Here is a 23,493-nt window from a genome sequence, read left to right on the forward strand (position 1 = left end):
ACTGAAATCCGGTAATCTGTGGCAAACACGACCGCAATCGATGTTCCCATAGAACCAACCATTAAGGAATTAAGGGCAATAAGCATTCTATGGCATCAGGCAATGGCTTTACCGTTCGAGATTCGAAAAGAGTTTGATGCGCATCAATAAAAAAACGAATCCCTAAAGCCTCCATGGCAAAATCAAACTGCCTGAAATCCGGTAATCTGTGGCAAATACGACCGCAATCGGTGTTCCCATAGAACCAACCATTAAGGAATTAAGGGCAATAAGCACTCTATGGCATCAGGCAATGGCTTTACCGTTCGAGATTCGAAAAGAGTTTGATACGCATCAATAAAAAAACAAATCCCTACAGCCTTCGATGGCAAAATCAAACCACCTGAAATCCGGCAATCTGTGGCAAACACGACCGCAATCGGTGTTCCCATAGAACCAACCATTAAGGAATTAAGGGCAATAAGCATTCTATGGCATCAGGTAATGGTTTTACGGTTTGAAATTCGAAAAATTTGATGGCGCACCAATAAAAAAACAAATCACTAAGGCCTTCATGGCAAAATCAAACCACCTGAAATCTGCTAATCTATGGCAAAACATGATCATTCCTTAATGTAGAACAAAGCGATTCGATTTAGTCAATCACCATTTCAGGTATATCGTCGCTGGCAAAGAGTTTGCCTGCAGTAGCGTTTCTGATAAAATCTACGCTTACCCCAGGTGCACGTTCCAACAGCTTAAAGCCCCCTTCAGGTAACACATCTAAAACGGCTAATTCAGTCACGATTTTTTTGATGCATTTTACGCCGGTTAAAGGCAAGGTGCATGAGGGCAACAGTTTGCTCTCTCCCGCCTTGTTGACGTGCTGCATGGCTACAATAATGTTTTTGGCCGAAGCCACCAAATCCATGGCGCCCCCCATTCCCTTCACCATTTTACCTGGAATTTTCCAATTGGCAATATCGCCGTGTTCAGAAACTTCCATGGCGCCCAAAATGGTCAGGTCTATTTTCTGCGCCCTGATCATCCCAAAACTCATGGCCGAATCAAAGATCGAAGAACCTGGCAAAGTGGTAATGGTTTGCTTGCCGGCATTGATCAGATCTGGATCTTCTTCCCCCTCAAAAGGAAATGGCCCCATACCCAACAAGCCATTTTCCGACTGCAACACCACATTGATGCCTTCAGGAATATAATTGGCTACCAAAGTAGGGATGCCAATACCCAAGTTTACATAATAACCGTCTTTGATTTCTTTAGCGATTCTTTTCGCTATTCCGTTTTTATCTAACATTTCTTGCTGCTATCGCTTATTTACTACCACTTATGACTTGCTTCTCACTGTACGTTGCTCTATCCTTTTTTCATAGTTTTTGCCTTGAAAAATACGATGCACATACACGCCAGGCGTATGGATGTGATCGGGATCCAGCATACCTACTTCTACCAGTTCCTCTACTTCGGCAATGGTAACTTTGCCAGCCATGGCCATTACCGGGTTAAAATTCCTACTCGTAGAGCGGAAGATCAGGTTGCCTGCCGTATCGCCTTTCCAGGCTTTAACCAAAGCAAAATCAGCATCAAAAGCATATTCCATCAGGTAATCTTTGCCATTAAAGTTTCTGGTTTCTTTACCTTCGGCCACTTCGGTGCCCACGCCTGCTGGTGTAAAAATGGCAGGCATACCGTAACCGGCAGCCATGCAACGCGTAGCTAAAGTACCTTGCGGAATAAGTTCTACCTCCAGTTCGCCACTAAGCAACTGCCTTTCGAATTCGGCATTTTCGCCCACATAAGAGGAAATCATCTTTTTAACCTGACGGGTCTGCAACATCAAGCCGATGCCAAAATCGTCGACACCCGCATTGTTTGAAATACAAGTTAGGTTTTTTACTCCCTTTTTTACCAAAGCTGCAATGCAGTTTTCAGGAATGCCACAAAGGCCGAAACCGCCGAGCATCAGGGTTTGTCCGTCATGAATATCTTTGATCGCCTCATCTGGCCCAGCTACAACTTTATTAATCATATAATCGTGTGTTTTGGGCTAAATTAGCAAGATATTGCCCGTCTTCCAAATCATTTAAGAGATTACAACTATGTAAGTTTTACACTAAGTATGGGTCGAAAAAGGCTCAAACAGCAAGTGAAGCCACTTTAATTTCGATTATTTTAAGCCATAAATAGCTTAGCCATTTAACTTAAATATACATAAGTAATGCCATCGCCACCTCTGTCGGCATGTTCGTCTTCCAAGCGGGTTACTTCGGTATATTTTTTAAGGTAGTCGCGTATCAGTTTTCTTAAGATACCGTCGCCTTTGCCATGGATCAGCTTGATGGAAGGAAAACCCAGCATAATCGCCTTGTCGAGGTAATTTTCTACTTCCTGCAAGGCCATTTCGCCACGCATGCCCCTCAAATCGAGTTCGGGTTTAAAATTGGTGATGGCTTCATTCATCCTTCCTGCATAAGAATTGCTTTGTACAGCTTTTTTGGCTTGTCGGTTGCTGATTTTCTGCACCTTGTTCCTTTTCACCACCGAACGCAGGTCGCCCAAAGCCAACACCAAATTGTCGCGGTTGATTTCCAATACCTGTCCGTTGGTTTCAGTATTGATCAGTTGCACCCAATCGCCTACTTCTATGGCCGAATCATCGAAACTCACTACCGGCTTGCGTTCTTCCTTTACTTCGTTTTTGGCAAGGTTCTTTTGAAGGTTTTGCCTCAATTGCTGAGTGACTACTTTATCGGCTTTCTTCTCCTTAATCTCGGCAATGGTATTTTCTACCAGCTTATTGGCTTCCTTAATAATATTTTGAGCCTCGAGCTTAGCTTCCTTAATCAGCACCTTTTTGTTTTCTTCCAAGAACTGCTTCAGTTTCTCGTTTTCGGCCACCAGGTTTTTGGCTTTGTTTTGCTGATTGGCCAAGGCAACTTTTGCTTCGTGCACTTGTCTTTTTTCCTTTTCCAAATTAACCAAAAGACTGTCGATGCTGTTTTGGCTCGCTCCGGTTTTTTCTCTAGCCAGCTGCAATACTTCGGGTTGCAAACCAATGTTCTGCGCAATTTCGAAGGCATAAGAACTGCCTGGCTTGCCAATATCGAGCACATACAGCGGTTTCATCTTACTGTTGTCGAAAAGCATAGAGGCATTTTCTAAACCATCGGTATGGCCTGCAAAAAGCTTGAGGTTAGAATAGTGCGTGGTAATTACGCCCCTCACCTTCTTGCTGTTGAGCACTTCTAAAACGGCTTCGGCCATTGGCCCACCAAACTGTGGATCGGTACCTGTTCCAAACTCGTCTATCAAAACCAGTGTTTTGGGCGAGGCATGGGCCACAAAGTAGCGCATTTTGGTTAAGTGGGCACTGTAGGTACTCAAATCGGATTCGATAGACTGGTCATCACCAATATCGGCAAAAACCTGATCGAAAATACCCATTTCGCTCCCTTCGTCGACAGGCACCAGCAAACCACTTTGCAGCATCAGTTGCAAAAGCCCCACGGTTTTCATACATACCGATTTGCCACCGGCATTTGGTCCAGAAACCAAAACAATTCTCAAATTCTCGTTGATGTGGATATTTAAGGGCACCACCGTTTTCTTTTCTGCCGCAAAAGAAAGCAACAGCAAAGGGTGGCGGGCGTTAACCAGCCTGGTTTTGGGTTCTTTGAGCAGCACCGGCATGGCGGCCTGTATATCGATGGCAAACAAGGCCTTTGCCCTTACAAAATCGAGCTTGGTTAAAAAGCCGTGGTACGACAGCAACAACGGTGTATAGGGCCTCAGTTCTGTAGTCAGCGCAATCAAAATCCTTACGATCTCCCTGCGCCTGTCAAATTCGAGGTCGCGCAGCTTGTTGTTGAGCGTAAAAACCTCTTCGGGCTCCAAGTAAACGGTTTGGCCACTGGCCGATTCGTCGTGGATGAAACCCTTGAGCTTTCGCTTGTTTTCGGCCAATACCGGGATGCACATGCGTCCATCGCGAACGGTTAAACTACCATCGGCAACCCAATTTTGGGCAATCGCATTTTTGTAGATGGCATCCATCTTTTTACGCACTTCCTGCTCGCCTTTGGCTATGGCCGCCGTAATATCCTGCAACTCGGGCGAAGCATTTGGTTTCATCTTGCCTTTAGCATCTAAAACACCCTCTATTTTTTTAAGGATGTTCCTTTCAATAGGCAAATGTTCAAAAAGCGCTTCTAAATTCGGGTAAACCGTTGCGCGTTCTTCAAAAAATCGCAAAACCGAAAATACGGTCTGCAGGGAAGCATAAATCTGGAAAAGTTCTTCCTCAACCAGGTAGGTTCCTTCTACTTTGATTTTATCAGCCAGTACCTTAATATCAAAAAAGGTACTGATCTGTAAGGGCTCTTGGTTTTCCAAGATGCTTTTGAATTCGTGTGTTTGGCGCAGAAACTTGTTGATCTGGTCGTGCTTGGTCATGACCTGCATCTTGCTCACCAAGGCCTGTCCCATGGTACTTAGGCAATGCTGGTGCACCATTTGCCTCACTTCGTTAAAACCTAATCTCTCTTGGCAATTATCTGGATATAACATATTACTTTTGGGGTGTGGAAGCACTTTTAGGTACCTCAACCGGCAGCTTAACCGGTTGCATTTCCTGGGCCTGGCCAATAGAATCCTTTGCCGGTTTTGCTCCCGCTTTGGCCGGCTTTACCGTGTCGGTTGCCTTTTGCAGGGTCTTCAGTTGCTTCTCTTTTGTTTTATTGAGTTGCGTGGTTACGTTATCGTATATTTTTTTGAGGATGTCTGGATGCTGATAGTAATAGTTCATGCTTTGGTTGTAAAGGGCAGAATCGATCTGGAATTTCTTATAAATACCCTTATAAAAAGCCGATGCTATTTTTTTGGTGCTATCAGCGCCTGGCGACATGGTACTGATATAGCCATCTACCACATGGATATCGAACAGTACCTTTTCCATTTTATCAGGCTGGATAAGCTCTTTGGGGATACCTGGCTTGCAGGCATATAGCCCCGAGCACACCCATAAAACGGCAAAAAATCTTTTCATTATTGACAAAACCTTTCTAATTTCTTAGCCAAATTGAGCTAAGGTTGTTAATTTTACCAAAAATACTGATAAATGAGCATTGCCGATAAAATATTAAAATATAAAAGTGAGATAGAAAGCGATGGCGTAAAGCTTGTTGCCGTTTCTAAAAACCATCCTGCCGAAGCGGTGCAAGAAGCCTATGATGCCGGGCAGCGTGTTTTTGGCGAAAACCTGGTACAGGAAATGGTTGATAAACAGGCACAACTGCCACCAGACATCGAATGGCATTTGATTGGCCACTTGCAAACTAACAAAGTTAAATACATCGCCCCTTTTGTAAAGCTCATCGAATCGGTTGACAGCTTAAAATTATTAAAGGAAATAGACAAGCAAGCGGCCAAAAACAATCGTGTAATCGACTGCCTGTTGCAGATTTACATTGCCGATGAAGACACCAAGTTCGGTTTACAGTTTGACGAGGCCGTTGAGCTGTTACGTGCTGACGAATTTGCAGAACTCAAGCACGTGAGGATTATAGGCCTGATGGGCATTGCGACCAACAATGCCACCGAAAAACAAACACAAGTGGAATTTAACGAATTAAAAGTGCTTTTCGACGGCCTTAAAATGAGCTTTTTTAGAAAAGACGATTATTTCAAGGAAATTTCGATGGGCATGTCGGCCGATTATAAACTGGCCATTGAAGAAGGCAGCACTATGGTTCGCATCGGAAGCAATATATTTGGCAAAAGGGTAATCAAGCATTGGAAAGCCGAATAACACATGCTTATTGCCTTATCTTAACAACAAAAAAAATACCCTATGAATATCCAGATCAGGACCGCCGTAAAAGAAGATTGCCCGCGTTTGCTCGAATTAATCAACGAATTGGCACTGTACGAAAAAGCACCGGAAGAAGTAACCGTAACCCTCGACGAATTTATTGACGCTGGTTTTGGCCAAAAGCCGGTTTGGAAAGCCTTTGTGGCCGAAGAACACGGAACCATTATCGGCTTTGCTTTGTTCTACACCAGATACTCAACCTGGAAAGGCTGTCGTTTATACTTAGAAGATTTTATTGTAACCGAAGCCTATAGAGGCAAAGGTATTGGCAAGATTTTGTTCGAAAAGATAATAGAAGAAGCCAAAACCAACCACTATAACGGCATGACCTGGCAAGTGCTCGACTGGAACGAACCGGCCATCAACTTTTACAATAAATACGAAGCCCGCCTGGAAGACGAGTGGCTCAATGCTTCGTTTTCAAAAGAACAGCTGCACCAATTTAACTAGAAACAAACATGAAAAAACTAGGATTATTACTCGTTGCCGGGATGGCAATCTCTTCTTGCCAAAACAAGCCAGAAAAATCGGGCGAAAGTGCCGCTGTACCAGCCGATACTTTGACTTATGCCTACGATTCGGTAAAAGTGCTGAGCAAAAACCTGGTCAAGCCGGGCAAAAACGAATATGCCGACACCGCCAATGCCGTCATCAGGTTTCCTACGTTTAAAAACGACAGCCTGAACAACTACATCAAAAGACAGGTTTTCGATTATATTGCCAAAGAAGAAAAAGCAACTTCGTACCTCGATATCGCCAGCAGCTTTATCAAAGGCTACGACGATTTTTATAAAGAAGAACCCAACACCGGCCAATGGTGGTATTTGCTCATCGACATTAAAGTATTGCGCCAAACCAGCAACTACATCGCGCTGGAGCATACCCATGCCGATTATACGGGTGGCGCACATGGCAACACCATGGTTTCGTATATCAACTACAATCCCAAAACCAATTTGCCTGTGGTTTTAGACAGCCTCATCCAACCCGGCAAAATGGCCGATTTGCTTAAAGTGGCCGAAAGCATTTTCAGGAAAGACAAAAAACTAAGTCCTACAGAGAGCCTGGAGGGCAAATTCTATTTCGACAAGGGCATTTTTAGGTTGCCCCCAAATTTTTATGTAAGCGATAAAGGCCTGGTATTTTTATACAACGCCTACGAAATTGATGCCTACGCAGCTGGAAGAACAATATTGACCATTCCTTTTGCGCAGCTGCAGCAAATTGCCAAACCAAATTCGCTTCTCACACCTACCCCAACTCATTAAATGCAGGTATTCAAATTCGGTGGCGCTTCTGTTAAAGATGCAGCAGGCGTTAAAAATCTAGCCCAAATCGTCCAAAATCACGCTAAAGATAAAGAATTGCTCATTGTGGTTTCGGCCATGGGCAAAACAACCAACAAGCTCGAGGAACTTACTTGGGCTTTTGTAAAAGGCGATGAAAATACGCAACAGCTTTTTGAAGACATCAAGGTCTTTCACTTCAACATCATCAACGAACTGTTCGAAGACCATAAAAATCCAGTTTACAACGACGTAGCCAATACTTTTGTAGAAATTGAATGGCTTTTGGAAGAAGAAGCCAGTGATGGCCCCGATTACCTGTACGACCAGATCGTGTCGATTGGCGAATTGGTATCGACCAGAATAGTGGCCGCCTATTTGAACCAAGTAGGCTGTTTTAGCATTTGGACAGATGCGCGTGGCTACATCAAAACCGACAATACCTACCGCGAAGCCAATGTACTTTGGGATAAAACCGAACAGGAGATCCAAAAACACCTGCCTAGCTTTTTAGAACAGGGCATTGTGGTTACGCAAGGCTTTATTGGGGGCACCAGCGAAAATTTTACCAGTACTTTGGGCAGAGAAGGTTCCGACTATTCGGCCGCCATTTTCTGTGCCTGTTTAAACGCCGAATCGATGACAATATGGAAAGACGTGCCAGGTGTGTTGAACGCCGACCCTAAATGGTTCGACGAAACGGAAAAAATAGCCCAGCTTTCTTACCACGATGCCATCGAGCTTACCTATTACGGCGCCACGGTAATCCACCCAAAAACGATCAAACCTATCCAAAACAAGGGCATTCCCTTGTATGTACGTTCGTTTATCCAGCCAGAAGCCGAAGGAACAGCCATTACCACCACACAAACGCCTCTGCCAATACCTTCGTTTATTTTTAAGGTAAACCAAGTACTGATTTCCATCTTCCCGAAGGATTTTTCTTTCATTATCGAAGAGAACTTGAGCCACATTTTCGACGTATTGCACCGCAACCGGGTAAAAGTAAATACCATGCTCAACTCGGCCATCAGTTTTTCGGTTAGCGTTGACAACGATGAGCAGAAAATCAAACGGCTCATTGCCGACCTATCGGAAAGCTTTAAGGTAAAATACAACAGCGGACTCGAGCTGGTGACCATCCGTTACTATAACCAACAAACCATTGATCGTGTAACGGTTAATAAAGATGTACTTTTAGAAGTGAAAAGCCGCCATACCTGCCAAATGGTGATGAAGGATAAGGCTTGATATATTAAAAGTTCAAAGTTGAGGGTTCAAAGTTGAAGGTAGCAAGTTAAACGCCAGCTGTAAATTGAATTACGCCCATCACAATATGCAAAATGAACAAACATATCCTCGATAGCGAAGTTCAGGCCTACATCAGCAATAATCTCCAAGCCGATGTAAGCAAAATTGCGTTGCTAAAATCGCCTTTTGGCGAAGTGAGCTCGGCAGAATTGGCCGGACAGATTGCGGCGAAAAAAAAATCGGTACACAAGCTGCCAAGCTGGTATGCGCAAGAAGGAATTTATTATCCGCCACTGTTATCAATTGAGCAGTGTTCATCCGAAACCACTGCGCAATACAAAGCCCAATTGGCTCAAGGCCACTCCCTGCTAGACCTGACCGCCGGTTTTGGTGTTGACAGTTTCTTTTTTGCCCAAAAAACAGCAAAGGTTTACAGTTGCGAAATCAACCCGGAACTTTCGGCCATCAGCGCACATAATGCACAATTGTTAGGCGCCTACAACATGGAGTGTTTAGCTATTGATGGAATTGATTTCCTGAAAAGCACCACGCAACAATTCGATACCATATACCTCGACCCGGCCCGTCGGCACCAAAGCAGCAAGGTATTCAGGCTCAAAGACTGCACACCCGATGTAACCGAACATTTGGATTTGCTCCTGGCAAAAGCCAAACGCATCATCATCAAAACTGCTCCCCTGCTCGATATCACTGCCGGACTTGCCGAACTGAAAAACGTGAGCGAAATCCATATTGTAAGCGTAAAAAACGAATGCAAGGAATTGCTTTGGGTGATAGACCAAAATTTTACCGCCGATCCGCAGGTAATTTGCGCCACTTTAAACGACGAGCAAAAGATATTCGCCTTTCAACTCGGCGAACTCCATAAACCTATGGCCGTTGCCAGCTATCAACCATCCGCTTACCTTTACGAACCTGATGTAGCCCTGCTCAAAAGTGGTGCTTTTAACCTCATTGGCGCACGTTTTGGTTTGCATAAGTTGCATCAACATACTCAGTTATACGAAAGTGACTTGTTTTTACCAGAATTTCCGGGTCGTATTTTTAAGATCGAAAACCGACTTACCTTAAACGAACTGAAAAAAGAAAAAAACTTAGTGGGCAATGTTATTGTGAGGAATTTTCCTGAAAAGGCAGAAAACCTAGTCAAAAAATACAAAATCAAACCCAATCACGACCATTTTATTATCTTCACACAAACCCACGAAGGCAATTGGGCCATCAAAGCCAAGATTTTGCAACATTATTAGAAGTTCATTGGTTTATTGGTGCAATTAGCTATCTGCCACAGTAGGCTTCACCCTTTCTGGATGAGTAGGTTTTGATTTTTCAGCTTTAGTCTTTTGCTTTAAACCCATCTTCCCCCCTCATTCAACTTCCTCACTTTTAACACTTTTTAACAATCCTTTAACAAGTCGGCCATAACGGATAGGGTATTTTTGGTTAAACCTTAAACTAAACTCATGAAAACATTTAAACGCTTGAACAATGCCCTTGGCTTTGTCGTATTTGCGCTTGCCGCGCTAGCTTATTGGCTCTGTATGGAGCCTACGGTAAGCTTTTGGGACTGTGGCGAATTTATTTCGGCTTCTTTCAAGCTTCAAGTTGGCCACCAGCCTGGCGCACCCTTATTTTTAATGATCGGCAGAATGTTTTCGCTATTGGCGGCCGGCGATTTGAGCAAAGTAGCTTATTGGGTAAACCTAGTTTCGGTGCTCTCAAGCGCAGCTACTGTTATGTTCTTGTTCTGGAGCATCAATGCCATTGCCTTAAAAATCGTAAAAAAAGACACGACAACATTAAATACAACAGAATTATGGAGCATGATGGCCGCTGGTACTATTGGGGCATTAGCCTACGCTTTTTCAGATACATTTTGGTTTTCGGCCGTAGAATCTGAAGTTTATACCATTTCTACCCTCTGTACAGCCATTGTTTTTTGGGCCATCCTGAAATGGGAACAGCAAATGAACGACAAATGGATTTTGTTCATTGCGTACATGATTGGACTTTCTATCGGCATCCACTTATTGAGCTTGCTGGCCATTCCGGCAATCAGCCTGGTTTATTATTTCAGGAAACAAGACAAGCCTACCTTTTGGGGCATGGCAAAAGCCTTTTTAATTGGTTGTGTTTTGTTGGGGATTGTACAGTTTGGCGTTATCCAATATTTTGTGCTCTTCGCCTCTAAATTCGATATTCTATTTGTAAACAGTTTGGGCTTAGGCTTTGGTTCTGGCGCATTGGCTTTTGTAGCCTTATTCGCTTTGGCTTTGGGCTATGGCATTTATTACAGTATCAAAAAGAGATATTACCAGCTTAACTTAGGCTTGCTGAGCCTGGCTTTGGTGATATTCGGCTTTTGCTCTTACTTCATGATCATTATCCGCGCCAATGCCAAAACCGACATCAATCTTTCCAATCCTGATACTCCTGTTTCGCTGTTCGGTTATTTGAGCAGGCAGCAATACGAAGACAAGCCCTTATTGTACGGGCAGTTTTACAATTCAAAACCCGTAGAAACCAAAGAAACAGGCGTTACCTACCGCAAGGGCGACAAAACCTACGAAGAAAGCGGCAAAACCTACAAACGTGTTTACGACAATAATACTTTTTTGCCTCGTACCTATAGCGACAAACCAAGCCACGTGAATTTTTACCAGAGCTGGATGGGACTTGCCGATGGTCAAACCCCAACATTTTGGCAGAATTTAAGTTTCATGAACAGCTACCAGATGGGCTTTATGTACTGGCGTTATTTTGCCTGGAACTTTGTAGGCCGCCAAAACGATGAGCAGGGACAAGGCGCCATACACCAGGGCAACTGGCTCAGTGGCGTTAAACCAGTCGACGCCTTGCATTTGGGCAATCAGGATAAGCTGCCACCAAGCATTAAAGAAAATGCAGGCTACAACCTTTTTTATGGCTTGCCACTGGTATTGGGACTTTTAGGGATGGTTTACCTCTATCGCAACAACAAAAAAGACGGCTTGGTGGTTGCATTGCTATTCTTTTGTACCGGCTTGGCTATTATCCTTTACATTAACCAAGACCCTTTGCAGGTACGGGAGCGCGACTACGCCTATATCGGTTCGTTTTATGCCTTCGCCATTTTAATTGGCATGGGTGTATTGGCTGTGAAAGAACTGTTGGCACGTATTGCTTCGAACAAGGCAAGCTTGGCTATTGCCACTTTGGTGTGTATGCTGGCTGTGCCTGTGCTGATGGCTGCCCGTGGCTGGGACGACCACAACCGAAGTGGCAAAACTACCGCTTTAGACATGGCCAAAAACTACCTCAACAGCTGCGAACCTAATGCCATTTTGTTTACCAATGCCGATAACGATACCTATCCGCTTTGGTATGCGCAAGAGGTAGAGGGAATCCGCACCGATGTAAGGGTGATTTGCCTGCAATTTTTAGGTTCTGAGGCTTTTCTTGACCAAATGAAAAAACAGCAGCACCTTTCGGCCCCGTTGCCAATTAGCATGGTGCATAACCAATACAAGGAAGGGGTTAGAGATTACATGCCTTATGTAGATTATGGCATTAAAGACAGCGTTGAACTGGCCGATCTTCTGGCGGTGCTTACTTCAGACAACAAAGAAGACAAAGTGCAAATGAACGACGGCAGCTACGAAAACTTCCTGCCTACGCAAAAACTCAAGCTAAAAATAGATCCAGCCCAAATTCTGGCTACCCAAACCGTAGCCTTGGCCGACAAGGATAAAATTGCGCCTCAAATGGAATGGGAATTCAAGAAAAACTATGCCTTGAAAAGTGATTTGGCCATGTTCGATATCATTGTGCACAATCAATGGAAAAGACCAATTTACTTCGCCACATCGGTTTCAGACGACACTTACATCGGCCTAGACAAATACCTTTATATGGAAGGCTATGCCTACCGCTTGTTGCCTTTAAAGCCTAACCAAGATGCCGACAAGACCGAACAAACCAATAATCAATTGGCCTTTAAACATTACAAAAATTTTGAATTGGGAGGCTTTAAAAAAGCTAAGTACATCGATCCAGAAAGCAGAAGGGTATTGCAGGGCACTTGGACTTACGCCAATACTTTAAGTGCGAATTTAATCCACGAAAACAGCATTGCCCAAGCCAAGGAGGTCATCAACAAAAGCATAAAAGAGCTGCCGTTAAAGAATTACACCATTATGGATACGCTGAACAAGATTTCCCTGGTACAAAACCTCTACCTGGTTAACGACAATCAACGGGCTAGCCAAATCGCCAAAGAAACTACTGGATTTTTAGCGCAGGAGTTCGAATATATTCTTTCGTTGAAGCCTGAAGAGCAACGTGCCTTTATCAATGATATCAGACGAGGCATGTACGTATTGCAGAGCTTAGACAAAATTACGGAAGACCACAAACAAATAGACCTGAATAAAATGTTCAAACAGCAGCTCAAAGACTACGAAACCCGATTTACCAATAGCTTGAGCTAAAAACAAAAGCCTCCCGATGTAATATCGGGAGGCTTTGCTATGTAAAAATTTTTTAGACCAGATTAGACTTTTTTAACGTTTACAGCCTGTAAACCTTTTTTGCCTTCAGCGGTTTCAAATTCTACCTCATCATTCTCTTTAATCGCATCTATTCCTCCCACAACATCTTTAAAGTGAACAAAAATTTCTTTGTTTCCGTCATAGATGATAAATCCATAACCTTTTTGGGTATTAAACCACTTTACTTTTCCGGTACTCATAAAAATTGTGTAATTGTATAAGATGATTATTAAATAGTTACTGAATTAAAGTTAATTACAAAAAATTCAAAAAGAAATATTATTTGAAAATTACTTGTTAGGTTGGGGTGTAGTGCGCAAATAAGGCTTAATTACCTGATGGCCTTTCGGAAACTTGGCCGGAATATCCTCGGTTTTGATGCTGTTCATCACAATTACATCCTCGCCATCCTTCCAATCGGCAGGTGTGGCCACGCTATATTCGGCGGTAAGCTGCAAGGAATCGATAACCCGGAGCACTTCAGTAAAATTTCGTCCGGTTGAGGCCGGATAGGTAATCATCAGCTTTATTTTTTTGTCGGGCGAGATCACAAACAGCGAACGTACGGTCATCGTTTCCGAAGCATTGGGATGGATCATATCGTAGGCATCGGCAATTTTCCTGTCCTGATCGGCAATAATCGGAAAATCGACAATTGTATTTTGGGTTTCGTTAATGTCTTTGATCCAGCCTTGATGCGATTCGGCCGAGTCGACGCTCAAAGCCAGAACTTTCACGTTCCTTTTGTCAAATTCGGATTTTAAGACAGCTGTTCTGCCCAATTCGGTGGTACAAACCGGCGTATAATCGGCCGGGTGCGAAAACAGCACGCCCCAGCTGTCGCCCAGGTAATCGTAAAAGTCTATTTCTCCGATAGAAGTTATAGCTTTAAAGTCGGGCGCGGTATCTCCAATTCTTAAACTCATGGCTTTGGTTTTTAGGTTAAAAAATCAATTGTATGCGGTGAAGTTACTAAACTGAATTAAAACAATCCTCTTTGTTGTGTAATAAAATTTATGCGGGGCAGGCTGCTTTTCAGGTGCTTATTGAATTCTTGTATGGTATAATCTGCTATTAAAGGCGTGTCGGCCTCGTCGTGCTGGTGCAAAAAGAAATAGATGTTTTCCAGTCCCTGGTCTAGCCAACTCTTCAATCTTACCACCCACTCGTCTACCCTGGCCTTATCAGAATCCAGGTACGAACCGCCATTGCCCACAAATCTTACAAAAGCGTTTGGTGTGGGCAATTCCATGTGTACGCAGTCTCTCCGACCGCTGGCATCGGTAATGGCCGCCCCCTTGCCCAGCCTGGCTAACAGGCTAAACAATGCTTTTCTGGCTTCGCCCTTAAACCAATCGGGATGCCTTACTTCTACAAACACCTTTAAATCGGCTGGCAGTTTTTCGAGGTAACTGGCCAATACATTGATGTTGTTCGGACCGAAATTATCGCTTACCTGTAAAAAACAAGGGCCCAAGTATTGGCCAAAGGCGCTAATGGCCTTGATATACTCGTCGGTTAGGTAATCGGTATCCTTGAGGCGCTTGAGATGGGTAATGGTTCTCGAAAACTTGGGACAAAACATAAAGTCGCCATTGGTATTGGCCTTTACCTGTTCGGCCCACTTTAAGATCTGTTCTTCTTTGGGCAGGCTATAAAAAATGGCATTCAGTTCTATCGAATTAAAATGCTTGACATATTCACCCAGAAAATCGGCTTCTTTTGTTTTTTTGGGATAGATGAGCTCCTTCCACTCCTTTCGTCCCCATTTGGCACAGCCCACGTAGAACTGCGGATTGGCTACTGGCTTTAGTTTGGCCAAGGTTAAAAGGGTTTGTTCGCCATCGGGTGGCAAAGTAAAATCTATCGTATTGATCGCTTCTTCGGCAACTCTTCCAAATTCCATATGCTACTGAATTTAAAACAAAACCCCGAAAACTACCTAAAGTTTCGGGGTTTTCAAATTTTAATATTTTGGGACTGTTAATACACTTTGATCATGAAAACATAATCCTGTACTTTAGTAACCTGCCTATTCCGTTCAAGCCCCTGCAATGTGCTTCTTTTGCCATAGGCCACCCGGTTGCTCAACGAATCTTGGGGGATCGAATTCAACGCTTCCATGATATATTTAGATTTTACGGCAAAGGCTACATTTTCTGTTTTCTCTTCTTTGCCGTTAATTACCCCGACAATGTTTCCTTTATTATCTAACAAAGGACCACCACTGTTGCCTGGATTTACCGAAATAGCAACTTGGTAAGCTAAACTATCGCCATTCATGCCGGTTTTAGAGCTTACATAGCCATTGCCCAGTACGATATCATCTTTAGGATAGCCTATGGTATAAACCATTTCGCCAATAGCTGTACCTGATTTCTTAATGCTATAAGGTAAAATTCCCAGATTTCTGAACGAATTATCATTCACTTTTAAGACAGCAATATCATTAATAGGGTCTACATAAAACTTTCTTGCTTTGAATGATACGCCCTTATTATTTTGGATATAAATAGAATCTGCGCCTTTAATGACATGGTAATTCGTTAAAATAAAGCCATTGCTCGAAACGGCAAAGCCCGTACCTCCAAATTTAGCCGGCGTTCTATTCGTATGCTTTGCATCGCTGGTAATCACCCTGATGATATCGCCTTGAGATTTATCTAGTCTATCAATTCTTCTGTCAAGCAATTTGATATTTCCTTGTTGCTCCCTTTGTGCGTAGTAAGATAATAAAGTAACAGCAGCCAAAATCAAAAAAGAAGCGGCAACGGCAATAGCCGATCTGTTGTTTCGCCATATCCTTACCACGCGCGACGGATGAGGTTTAACTTTTTCGCTAATGGCGGCCACATCGATTTGGTCGTGCGCGGCATCCATTTGTTCTTTCAGCAACAAAATATTCGCATACTGCTTCATCGAATCCAAGAATACCTTATGGGCAACTACTTTATGGTCGACAATGGGGTCATTGCTTCTGAGTTGCTCAAAGGCCATACGCTCTTCGGGGGTTAGTTTGCCGTTGAGGTAATCTTCAATAATCGATTCTAATTCTATCTCGTTTCTCATTATATTATGGTTGAAAAAACAACTTTTTTAATCGTTGCAAACATTTATACTTCTGTGTCTTGGCATTATCCGTATTGGTATAGCCAAATTTTTCACAGATATCCTGCATAGACAGGTTATGGATATAAAAATCCTGGATAATTGTTTTGCAGGGTTCGCCCAGGCTTTCCAAGGCTACTTTCATCTTGTCGAACTGCATGTCTTTTTGCTCATGCTGCTCTACATCTTCATCTATGGCCAGTACGTCTTCAAAATCGGCAATGTTGTTGGTCTTCTTGCGCTGTTGCGTCAGCTTTTTTAACCAGATGCGCCGGCTTACCGAATACAAATAGGTTTTTAGCTTGCTGCTGAGCTCAAAATTGCCGTTCTTTATTTTATTATACAATACAATGATGGCTTCCTGGTATACGTCTTTTGCATCGTCTTCATCGCCATTATTGTTCAGAATAAACTGAAGCACCATCGGGAAATAGCCCGCGTACAACTTATTTAGCGCTTCTTCTGAGTTGTTGAGTATACCTAATACTACTTCTCTATCTGTTGGAACTGAACTGCTTAACTTAATACTCACCAATTAATACATTTAAACGTGAATGGTAACCCAATGATAGCCAAAAAAATTATTTTTTGTGGCAAGGTAGCGATCTTCTTTGTCAGACCTATCAACATTTACACTACCTAGCGCCAAGCCTTAATACCAAATTAAGGCAATGGTAACCTGCTAAAAAAATAAAAATATTTTCGGGGTCACCTTTTAAAATTCCGTGCATTAACGATAAAACCTATTCATCAATTTAAACGAAAACAATATGAAAAATGCATTCAAATTTGGCTTTATGGCTTTGGTATTAAGCGTATCGGTAATCGCTTGCGATTTTGGCAAACCTAAAAACGGAGCTCAAAATTTAAAAGACGGTACCGCTATCGACTCGCCTAAAGTGGATTCTTTAAAAGCAGACACCCTTAAAAACCCTATTGATACTACAAAAAAGACCGAAAAAAAATAATTTAACTTTTTTTTACATTTGCAGGGTTACCTTTTTACCTTTGCGGTATTAAGAGTAAAATTAATTAATTATTTAAACAGAAAATTAAAATGAAAAACTTATTCAAATTCGGTTTCTTAGCATTAGCTTTATCTTTATCAGTAGTTGCTTGTAACTCAGAGAAAAAAGAAACTGCTGCTGATTCAACTGCTATCGATTCAGCTAACGCTGCTGTAGATTCAGCTAAAGCTGCTGTTGACACTGCTAAAGCTGCTGTTGACACTGCTAAAAAAGCTGCTGATTCAGTTAAAGAAGCTGCTAAACACTAGTCAATAGTTTTTAAACGCATAAAAAAGCCGAGGAAATTTTCTTCGGCTTTTTTGATTCTAGGTATTTTGCAATATTTAGCCTATCAAAAATGCCTGATAAATGCTACCTTTGCGGCTGTATCAATTTTCCTTTCAAATGAATTTATCTCCGCTCCAGGCCATCTCTCCAATTGATGGGCGCTACAGAAAAACAACCGACAAACTGGCTGCATATTTCTCTGAGTCTGCCCTGATCAAATACCGTGTTTTTGTAGAGATAGAATATTTTATTGCTTTGTGCGAAGCTAAAATTCCTGGACTGGAACAATTCGACGCCACGCTTTTTCCGAAGCTGCGTGCCATCCACCAACAATTTACCGATACCGATGCGCAAACGGTTAAAGACACTGAAAGCATTACCAACCATGATGTCAAAGCGGTTGAATACTTTATCAAAACCAAATTCGACGAATTGGGCCTGCAAGCCTACAAGGAATTTATCCACTTTGGCTTAACCTCACAGGACGTAAACAATACAGCTATTCCTTACAGCTTTAAAATAGCTTTGGAGGAAGCTTATTTCCCGGCGCTCACCGAGCTTATCCAAAAAATCAGCGACTTGGCCAAAGAATGGGCCAATGTTCCCTTGCTGGCGCATACACACGGCCAACCGGCCTCTCCTACCAAACTGGGCAAGGAGTTTATGGTTTTTGCCGAACGTTTAAACATACAGTTCCAAACGTTGAAAGCCATTCCGCACAGTGCCAAATTTGGTGGCGCGACGGGCAATTTTAATGCACACCATATCGCTTATCCTCAAACCAATTGGGTTGATTTTTCGAACAACTTCGTTAACCAGATCTTAGGCTTGAACCGTGCGCAATACACTACACAAATTGAACATTACGATCAGTTTGCTGCGCAATGCGATGCGCTGAAACGGATCAACAACATTATTATTGACCTGGACCGCGATATCTGGGCCTACATCTCTAAAAATTATTTCAAGCAAAAAATCAAAGCTGGCGAGGTGGGTTCATCGGCTATGCCCCATAAGGTAAACCCTATCGATTTTGAAAATGCCGAAGGCAATGCCGGCGTGGCTAATGCCTTGTTTGAGTTCTTTGCCGCCAAGTTGCCTATTTCCCGTCTGCAACGCGATTTAACCGATTCGACCGTGCTCAGAAATATGGGCGTTCCGATGGCGCATACCCTCATTGCCATCAGCTCTACGCTAAAAGGACTGAACAAAATCTTATTGAACAACGAAGCGATTGCGGCCGATCTGGAAAACAATTGGGCTGTTGTAGCCGAAGCCATCCAAACCGTATTGAGAAGAGAGGCTTATCCAAATCCTTACGAGGCATTGAAGGCACTCACCAGGACCAACCAAAAAATTACTGCCGAAACCATGGCTGCATTTATCGACGAACTTGAAGTAAACGATACGATTAAGGCCGAACTGAAGCAGATTACGCCGTTTAATTATACTGGAATATTTTAAGGCAGAAGGTTGGAGGCGAAGAATAGACGATTTCTTTATAAATCGTGCTAAATTGCTTAAATTGACCTAAAACAGACAACAGTCTAGTTGCATTTGATTTATTTTTGTAATCTAAATTCATCAGACAATGACAATCAACGTATATACCGAGCAGACCCCGAACCCAGCTACCATGAAGTTTATGGTCAATAAACTTTTGATTAATGGCAGCGAGGATTTTGCAACAAAAGAAAGCGCTGAACACTCTCCTTTTGCCAAAGAACTGTTTAAATTCAACTTTGTTAACGGCGTATTCTTTGCCAGCAACTTTGTAACCATTACCAAAACAGACGATGCAGATTGGAGCGATATCGAAGCGATTTTAAAAGAGTTTGTGAAAGGTGCAGTTGAAGCTGAACTGAAAATCAAGGAAAACACGGCTGAAGAAGCTCCAAATTTTGAAGGCAGCGATATCGAAATCAAAATCCAACAGATTCTGCACGACTATGTTCGTCCGGCGGTTGAGCAAGACGGTGGTGCCATCAGCTACAAATCTTTCGACGAGGGCGTGGTAACTGTAGAACTGAGGGGTTCTTGCAGCGGCTGTCCATCATCTACCATTACCTTAAAATCGGGCATTCAAAACCTGTTGCAACGCATGGTTCCCGAAGTGAAGGAAGTGGTTTCTGAAGCATTATAAAAGAATAACTGCTATTGTTTAATGTCGGTGGTCTGCTTAATTGCTAAACTACTCCCTACCAAACGATCGCTAGAAATAAAAAAGGCCCGGTATCGGGCCTTTTTCTTTACTGATGCTTTTTGAGAATTTCCTTGATTTTTGTATCCAAATCTAGTTTGTCTGTATCTTTAAAGGCTTTGCCGATTTGGTAAATCTTATTGGTTTGATCGAAACGATATAAACTATAGTAATTTTCTCCCGATAGGCCATAGCCCACAATAACCTTATGCTTTTGATCGTAACTGGGATTAGCGATATTATCGAAGCCCTTCACTTTGGTAAGCGTATGTTTTTTGGGGTCGACCAGGTACAACAAATAATAAGAATTTCCACCACGACCTCCGGTCCCGGTAAAAAGAATCACATCTTTTATCCCATCATTATTATAATCTACATATTCGTAATTATTTGCTATTTTGGTGGTAAACAGACGCTCTTTCCAATAAACAACATCTATACTTCCGTTTTTCTTGCAGAAATAGATCGTCGTGTTGTCTTCATGAAGAGGAGCATCGCTATTATATTGTATGGCTAGGACATAATTTTTATCGGCAAATGGATAAATATATTGCCAATTGTTTTGAGAATGTCCCAATAACCGCTGCTGGCCATGGGTGAAGAAAACGCAGCCCACCGTAAGACAAATCAAAATGATAATGGTCCTGCCCATATCGATCAGATTAAAATCAGAAGTACTTCTTGATTGTACTCAATATTTCGTCGGTAACCTGTCCATTGGTAGCCAGTACTTCGCGGGTTTCGAAAATTTCTTCGCCTCCCGAAAAATTAAGGATGGTTCCTCCGGCCTGCTGCACAATAAAGGCTCCGGCCGCTACATCGTACGAATTGAGGTTATATTCGAAATACGCATCGAAACGGCCACAGGCCACATAGGCCAAATCGACCGCGGCAGAGCCGATGCGCCTTAAACCATGGCATTGCTGCATCATTTCGGTAAAAAGCTGTATATATTGCGGCTGTTTGTCGAATTGGTAATACGGAAAGCCGGTAGCCAACAAGCATTTAGACAGGTTGTTGTTTTGCGAAACCCGGATAGGCTTGTTGTTGAGGTAGGCGCCTCCACCTCGATAAGCAGCAAACATTTCGCCCCTATTAATTTCGTAAACCACGCCAATTACCGGCTGGTCGTTTTCGTAAAGGGCAATGCTAATGGAATAGGTGGGTATGCCATGGATAAAATTGGTGGTTCCATCCAGCGGATCGATAATCCAGGTATAGGTTTGGCCTTTAACATTTTCGGTCTCTTCTTCGGTGATGAAGCCTGCTTCGGGCAAAATTTTAGTCAGGTTTTTTACAATCTGCTTTTCTGCGTTTTTATCTACATAAGATACCAAATCGTTGAGGCCTTTGTACTCTATTGCATTGGCATCGAAAGACATGGCTTCCTTACGAATAAAATTACCCGTTAAGCGGGTAACCGCTATCACTTTCGAGCATAATAATTCGTAATTCATGTTTAGTAGCTTTTGAGTTTCTCTCTGTTTTTGTTCGAATAAATGACGAGTGCCAATCCGCCAATAAACAATAGCGACGAGATGAGCTCTGCCTGGGTAAATGGAACTCCGGCTACGACATATTTAGAATTTACCCGGATCAATTCGATAAAGAAGCGTTCTACCCCGGTTAGCATCAGGTAAATTCCAAACATCATGCCCGGCGATTTGAGCTGCTTGCGGATTTTCCAAAGGAAAAGAAAGATCAAAAAAGCCACAATCACTTCATAAATAGGTGTTGGGTAAACCGGATTGGCCAATTCGTTGCAATAACGGCCAACGCAACCGGCAATAGGGTCGCCTTCTCTGGCTACATTATTGGGATAAGTATAGGCCCATAACCAATCTGGCAACCAAGTAAAAGGTTTAGGATGTAAATTTACAATACCCCAATCGCCATCGCCAGCCAAATGGCAACCAATACGGCCAACGCTATAGGCCAGCATCATACCTGGCCCACCGATATCGAGCATATGCAAGGGCTTGATGCCGTTTTTGCGCGCAATATACAGTACGGCCGCCCCGCCACAAATCAGTCCGCCATAAAAAGTAAGTCCGGTAAAGGCAAACAAACCACCCAGCGGATCTTGTACAAAAGTATCCCAATGCTCCAGGTTATCGAAAATTTTGGCACCCAAAAAGCCCCAAATTGCTGCCCAAACTACCATATTGCTCATCAGTTCATAAGGATGTACAACCACATCAACCTCTTTGGGCTGTGGCAATTTTGCGGCGTCTTTCTCTTTATAGGCCCAATATATAAATACGGCTGCCAAAATAAGACCGCCCAACATGTTGCCTTTGGCAGAAAGTAGTACGCCCTGCTGATCGTCTACAAAAACCTTATAATTAAGTATGGCATAAAGTACCTTATAGCCGATAATGAAACCAAAAATACCATTTGTAATCAGCTCCAGTGCAGAAGCCGGCTTGCCAACAGTTACCCTTTTTTTAATCGGATGAATAACGCCCAGGGCTTCTTTTCTCTTGAATTCTTTGGTAAATGCCCAATAAGCAGCCACAAAAGCCAAGGCTACAAAAACGCCAAAAGTATTAAATGGCAAGGGCAGATTAATGCCAAAAAGATAGGATAAAAAATGGGAAACGGTAGGAAACATATATCAAATGTTGTTTAGGCGAAGATAGGAAAAAGTTGCTAGTTTTAGTCGGGAAGTTGGAAGTCTATAGTCTGTGGGGCGAAGTACAAAAGCCCAAAGCCCGTTGGCCAGTTTATAGCTGGAAGAGCGCAGGGATGAGTGCGTTAGTGGCTATGCACCAAGGTTTCGGCTTCTTCCACGTCTACTTCGCCATCGGCAGACAAACCAAGCAATTTAACGTTCTTAAGTTCGTTAACCATTACTGGATCGTATTTGGCCCTCACTTTTACATAGTTTTTGGTAAAGCCATGCATAAATCCATTTTTCTGGTCATCTTCAAAAAGCACTTGTCCAATTGCGCCTACCTGCGATTCGTAGAAAGCCCTTCTTTTTTTGTCGGAAAGGATATGCAGCATTTTGTTGCGTTCGAAACGGGTACTGCCGGCTACTTTGCCTTTCATGGCAGCGGCTTCGGTTTGCTCGCGTTCTGAATAGGTGAAAACATGGAGGTAAGAAACGTCTAATCCATTCAAAAACTGGTAGGTATCTAAGAAATCTTCCTGTGTTTCGCCTGGAAAGCCCACAATGACGTCAACACCTATGCAGCAATTGGGCATTACTTCCTTAATTTTGGCTACTCTTTCGGTATAAAGCTCGCGTTGGTAGCGTCTTTTCATCAGGCCCAAAATTTTATTAGAGCCCGATTGCAACGGGATATGGAAATGTGGCACAAAACGCTTAGATGTAGCCACGAACTCGATAATTTCATTGCTCAACAAATTCGGCTCGATAGAAGAAATACGAATACGCTCGATGCCTTCTACTTCGTCTAAAGCTTTGACCAGATCGAAGAAGCGGTCTTCTCTTTTGCCTTCCCTGATGCCAAAATCGCCCAGGTTAACGCCAGTAAGCACAATTTCTTTTACGCCGCTTTGTGCAATCTGCTGTGCACGGTTCACCACGTTTGCAATGGTATCGCTCCGGCTGCCCCCACGTGCCAATGGAATGGTACAATAGGTACAAGGGTAGCCGCAGCCATCCTGAACTTTGAGGAAGGTACGGGTACGATCGCCAATAGAATAGGCCGCTATAAAATTATGGTTAACTTTTTCAATTGGCTGCTGGTGAACAACAGCTTTTGGTTTTTTGGTCAAATCGGTAATAAACTCCACGATCCTGAATTTCTCGGCAGCGCCCAAAACCATATCAACGCCTTCTATTTCGGCAATCTCTGTAGGCTTTAACTGGGCATAGCAGCCTACAATGGCTGTCTCTTATACACATCTAAAAGGGGGGGGGGGGGGGGGGGGGGGGGGGGGGGGGGGGGGGGGGGGGGGGGGGGGG

The 23,493-nt window shown here is 43.0% G+C and carries 22 protein-coding genes and 1 pseudogene; 10 read left to right on the forward strand and 13 right to left on the reverse strand.

Features of this window, described 5'->3' with window-relative positions:
• Nucleotides 1-634: 634 nt before the first annotated feature.
• From JHD69_RS14720 to JHD69_RS14735, 4 genes are all read right to left on the reverse strand, one after another.
• Nucleotides 635-1,294, reverse strand: a complete 660-nt coding sequence (locus JHD69_RS14720) for a CoA transferase subunit B (RefSeq protein ID WP_199141104.1) — start codon at nucleotides 1,292-1,294, stop codon at nucleotides 635-637.
• Between the two features lie 30 nt (nucleotides 1,295-1,324).
• Entirely contained in the window at nucleotides 1,325-2,026 is a 702-nt protein-coding gene (locus JHD69_RS14725) for a CoA transferase subunit A (protein WP_199141105.1), read from the reverse strand.
• 167 nt (nucleotides 2,027-2,193) lie between these two features.
• Nucleotides 2,194-4,563 carry an endonuclease MutS2 gene (locus tag JHD69_RS14730; RefSeq protein WP_199141106.1) on the reverse strand — a complete coding sequence of 790 codons (2,370 nt, stop codon included), beginning with the start codon at nucleotides 4,561-4,563 and terminating at the stop codon, nucleotides 2,194-2,196.
• Between the two features lies 1 nt (nucleotide 4,564).
• Nucleotides 4,565-5,041, reverse strand: coding sequence for a DUF4296 domain-containing protein (locus tag JHD69_RS14735; protein ID WP_199141107.1), 477 nt, complete (start codon nucleotides 5,039-5,041; stop codon nucleotides 4,565-4,567).
• A 72-nt stretch (nucleotides 5,042-5,113) separates the two neighbouring features.
• On the opposite strand from JHD69_RS14735, the gene JHD69_RS14740 reads away from it, so the two are divergent.
• The 6 genes from JHD69_RS14740 (at nucleotide 5,114) to JHD69_RS14765 (ending at nucleotide 12,893) form a co-directional block, all read left to right on the forward strand.
• Complete coding sequence (locus tag JHD69_RS14740) at nucleotides 5,114-5,803, forward strand: YggS family pyridoxal phosphate-dependent enzyme (RefSeq protein ID WP_199141108.1); 690 nt, start codon at nucleotides 5,114-5,116, stop codon at nucleotides 5,801-5,803.
• Nucleotides 5,804-5,845: 42 nt separating this feature from the next.
• Nucleotides 5,846-6,316, forward strand: a complete 471-nt coding sequence (locus JHD69_RS14745) for a GNAT family N-acetyltransferase (RefSeq protein ID WP_199141109.1) — start codon at nucleotides 5,846-5,848, stop codon at nucleotides 6,314-6,316.
• Between the two features lie 8 nt (nucleotides 6,317-6,324).
• On the forward strand, nucleotides 6,325-7,134 hold the full coding sequence (locus JHD69_RS14750) for a DUF3298 and DUF4163 domain-containing protein (RefSeq protein ID WP_199141110.1): 810 nt from the start codon (nucleotides 6,325-6,327) through the stop codon (nucleotides 7,132-7,134).
• On the forward strand, nucleotides 7,135-8,403 hold the full coding sequence (locus JHD69_RS14755; RefSeq protein ID WP_199141111.1) for an aspartate kinase: 1,269 nt from the start codon (nucleotides 7,135-7,137) through the stop codon (nucleotides 8,401-8,403).
• A 92-nt stretch (nucleotides 8,404-8,495) separates the two neighbouring features.
• Complete coding sequence (locus tag JHD69_RS14760) at nucleotides 8,496-9,674, forward strand: THUMP-like domain-containing protein (protein ID WP_199141112.1); 1,179 nt, start codon at nucleotides 8,496-8,498, stop codon at nucleotides 9,672-9,674.
• Between the two features lie 213 nt (nucleotides 9,675-9,887).
• The gene (locus JHD69_RS14765) at nucleotides 9,888-12,893 is read left to right on the forward strand and encodes a glycosyltransferase family 117 protein (protein ID WP_199141113.1); all 3,006 of its coding nucleotides are present in this window, start codon (nucleotides 9,888-9,890) and stop codon (nucleotides 12,891-12,893) included.
• Nucleotides 12,894-12,955: 62 nt separating this feature from the next.
• Here JHD69_RS14765 and JHD69_RS14770 read toward each other — a convergent pair whose 3' ends face one another.
• From JHD69_RS14770 to JHD69_RS14790, 5 genes are all read right to left on the reverse strand, one after another.
• Nucleotides 12,956-13,153 carry a cold-shock protein gene (locus JHD69_RS14770; protein WP_199141114.1) on the reverse strand — a complete coding sequence of 66 codons (198 nt, stop codon included), beginning with the start codon at nucleotides 13,151-13,153 and terminating at the stop codon, nucleotides 12,956-12,958.
• A gap of 90 nt (nucleotides 13,154-13,243) precedes the next feature.
• Nucleotides 13,244-13,879, reverse strand: a complete 636-nt coding sequence (locus tag JHD69_RS14775; protein ID WP_199141115.1) for a peroxiredoxin — start codon at nucleotides 13,877-13,879, stop codon at nucleotides 13,244-13,246.
• Nucleotides 13,880-13,935: 56 nt separating this feature from the next.
• Nucleotides 13,936-14,859: a DUF72 domain-containing protein gene (locus JHD69_RS14780; RefSeq protein WP_199141116.1), complete on the reverse strand. Its 924-nt coding sequence runs from the start codon at nucleotides 14,857-14,859 to the stop codon at nucleotides 13,936-13,938.
• A gap of 77 nt (nucleotides 14,860-14,936) precedes the next feature.
• Nucleotides 14,937-16,022: a S1C family serine protease gene (locus JHD69_RS14785; RefSeq protein ID WP_199141117.1), complete on the reverse strand. Its 1,086-nt coding sequence runs from the start codon at nucleotides 16,020-16,022 to the stop codon at nucleotides 14,937-14,939.
• Between the two features lie 4 nt (nucleotides 16,023-16,026).
• Nucleotides 16,027-16,593 (reverse strand): RNA polymerase sigma factor, encoded by a 567-nt coding sequence (locus JHD69_RS14790; RefSeq protein WP_199141118.1) that lies wholly within the window; start codon nucleotides 16,591-16,593, stop codon nucleotides 16,027-16,029.
• A gap of 238 nt (nucleotides 16,594-16,831) precedes the next feature.
• Between JHD69_RS14790 and JHD69_RS14795 the strand changes: the two genes are divergently transcribed.
• From JHD69_RS14795 to JHD69_RS14810, 4 genes are all read left to right on the forward strand, one after another.
• A complete protein-coding gene (locus JHD69_RS14795; protein ID WP_199141119.1) occupies nucleotides 16,832-17,029 on the forward strand; it encodes a hypothetical protein in 198 nt (65 codons plus the stop codon).
• Between the two features lie 89 nt (nucleotides 17,030-17,118).
• Nucleotides 17,119-17,337: a PG1828 family lipoprotein gene (locus JHD69_RS14800; protein WP_199141120.1), complete on the forward strand. Its 219-nt coding sequence runs from the start codon at nucleotides 17,119-17,121 to the stop codon at nucleotides 17,335-17,337.
• A 136-nt stretch (nucleotides 17,338-17,473) separates the two neighbouring features.
• Nucleotides 17,474-18,820 carry an adenylosuccinate lyase gene (purB, locus tag JHD69_RS14805; RefSeq protein ID WP_199141121.1) on the forward strand — a complete coding sequence of 449 codons (1,347 nt, stop codon included), beginning with the start codon at nucleotides 17,474-17,476 and terminating at the stop codon, nucleotides 18,818-18,820.
• 127 nt (nucleotides 18,821-18,947) lie between these two features.
• On the forward strand, nucleotides 18,948-19,499 hold the full coding sequence (locus JHD69_RS14810; protein ID WP_199141122.1) for a NifU family protein: 552 nt from the start codon (nucleotides 18,948-18,950) through the stop codon (nucleotides 19,497-19,499).
• Nucleotides 19,500-19,605: 106 nt separating this feature from the next.
• Here JHD69_RS14810 and JHD69_RS14815 read toward each other — a convergent pair whose 3' ends face one another.
• The 4 genes and pseudogenes from JHD69_RS14815 to JHD69_RS14830 all read right to left on the reverse strand — a co-directional run.
• Nucleotides 19,606-20,208, reverse strand: coding sequence for an XAC2610-related protein (locus JHD69_RS14815; protein WP_199141123.1), 603 nt, complete (start codon nucleotides 20,206-20,208; stop codon nucleotides 19,606-19,608).
• Between the two features lie 16 nt (nucleotides 20,209-20,224).
• A complete protein-coding gene (locus tag JHD69_RS14820; protein WP_199141124.1) occupies nucleotides 20,225-21,013 on the reverse strand; it encodes an inositol monophosphatase family protein in 789 nt (262 codons plus the stop codon).
• 2 nt (nucleotides 21,014-21,015) lie between these two features.
• Nucleotides 21,016-22,170: a prolipoprotein diacylglyceryl transferase gene (locus tag JHD69_RS14825; RefSeq protein ID WP_199141125.1), complete on the reverse strand. Its 1,155-nt coding sequence runs from the start codon at nucleotides 22,168-22,170 to the stop codon at nucleotides 21,016-21,018.
• Between the two features lie 143 nt (nucleotides 22,171-22,313).
• Nucleotides 22,314-23,414 (reverse strand): annotated as a pseudogene (locus JHD69_RS14830) (MiaB/RimO family radical SAM methylthiotransferase); the annotation flags it as partial.
• Nucleotides 23,415-23,493 lie beyond the last annotated feature (79 nt).

This window comes from Pedobacter sp. ASV12 (assembly GCF_016429155.1).
Classification (GTDB): Bacteria; Bacteroidota; Bacteroidia; order Sphingobacteriales; family Sphingobacteriaceae; genus Pedobacter.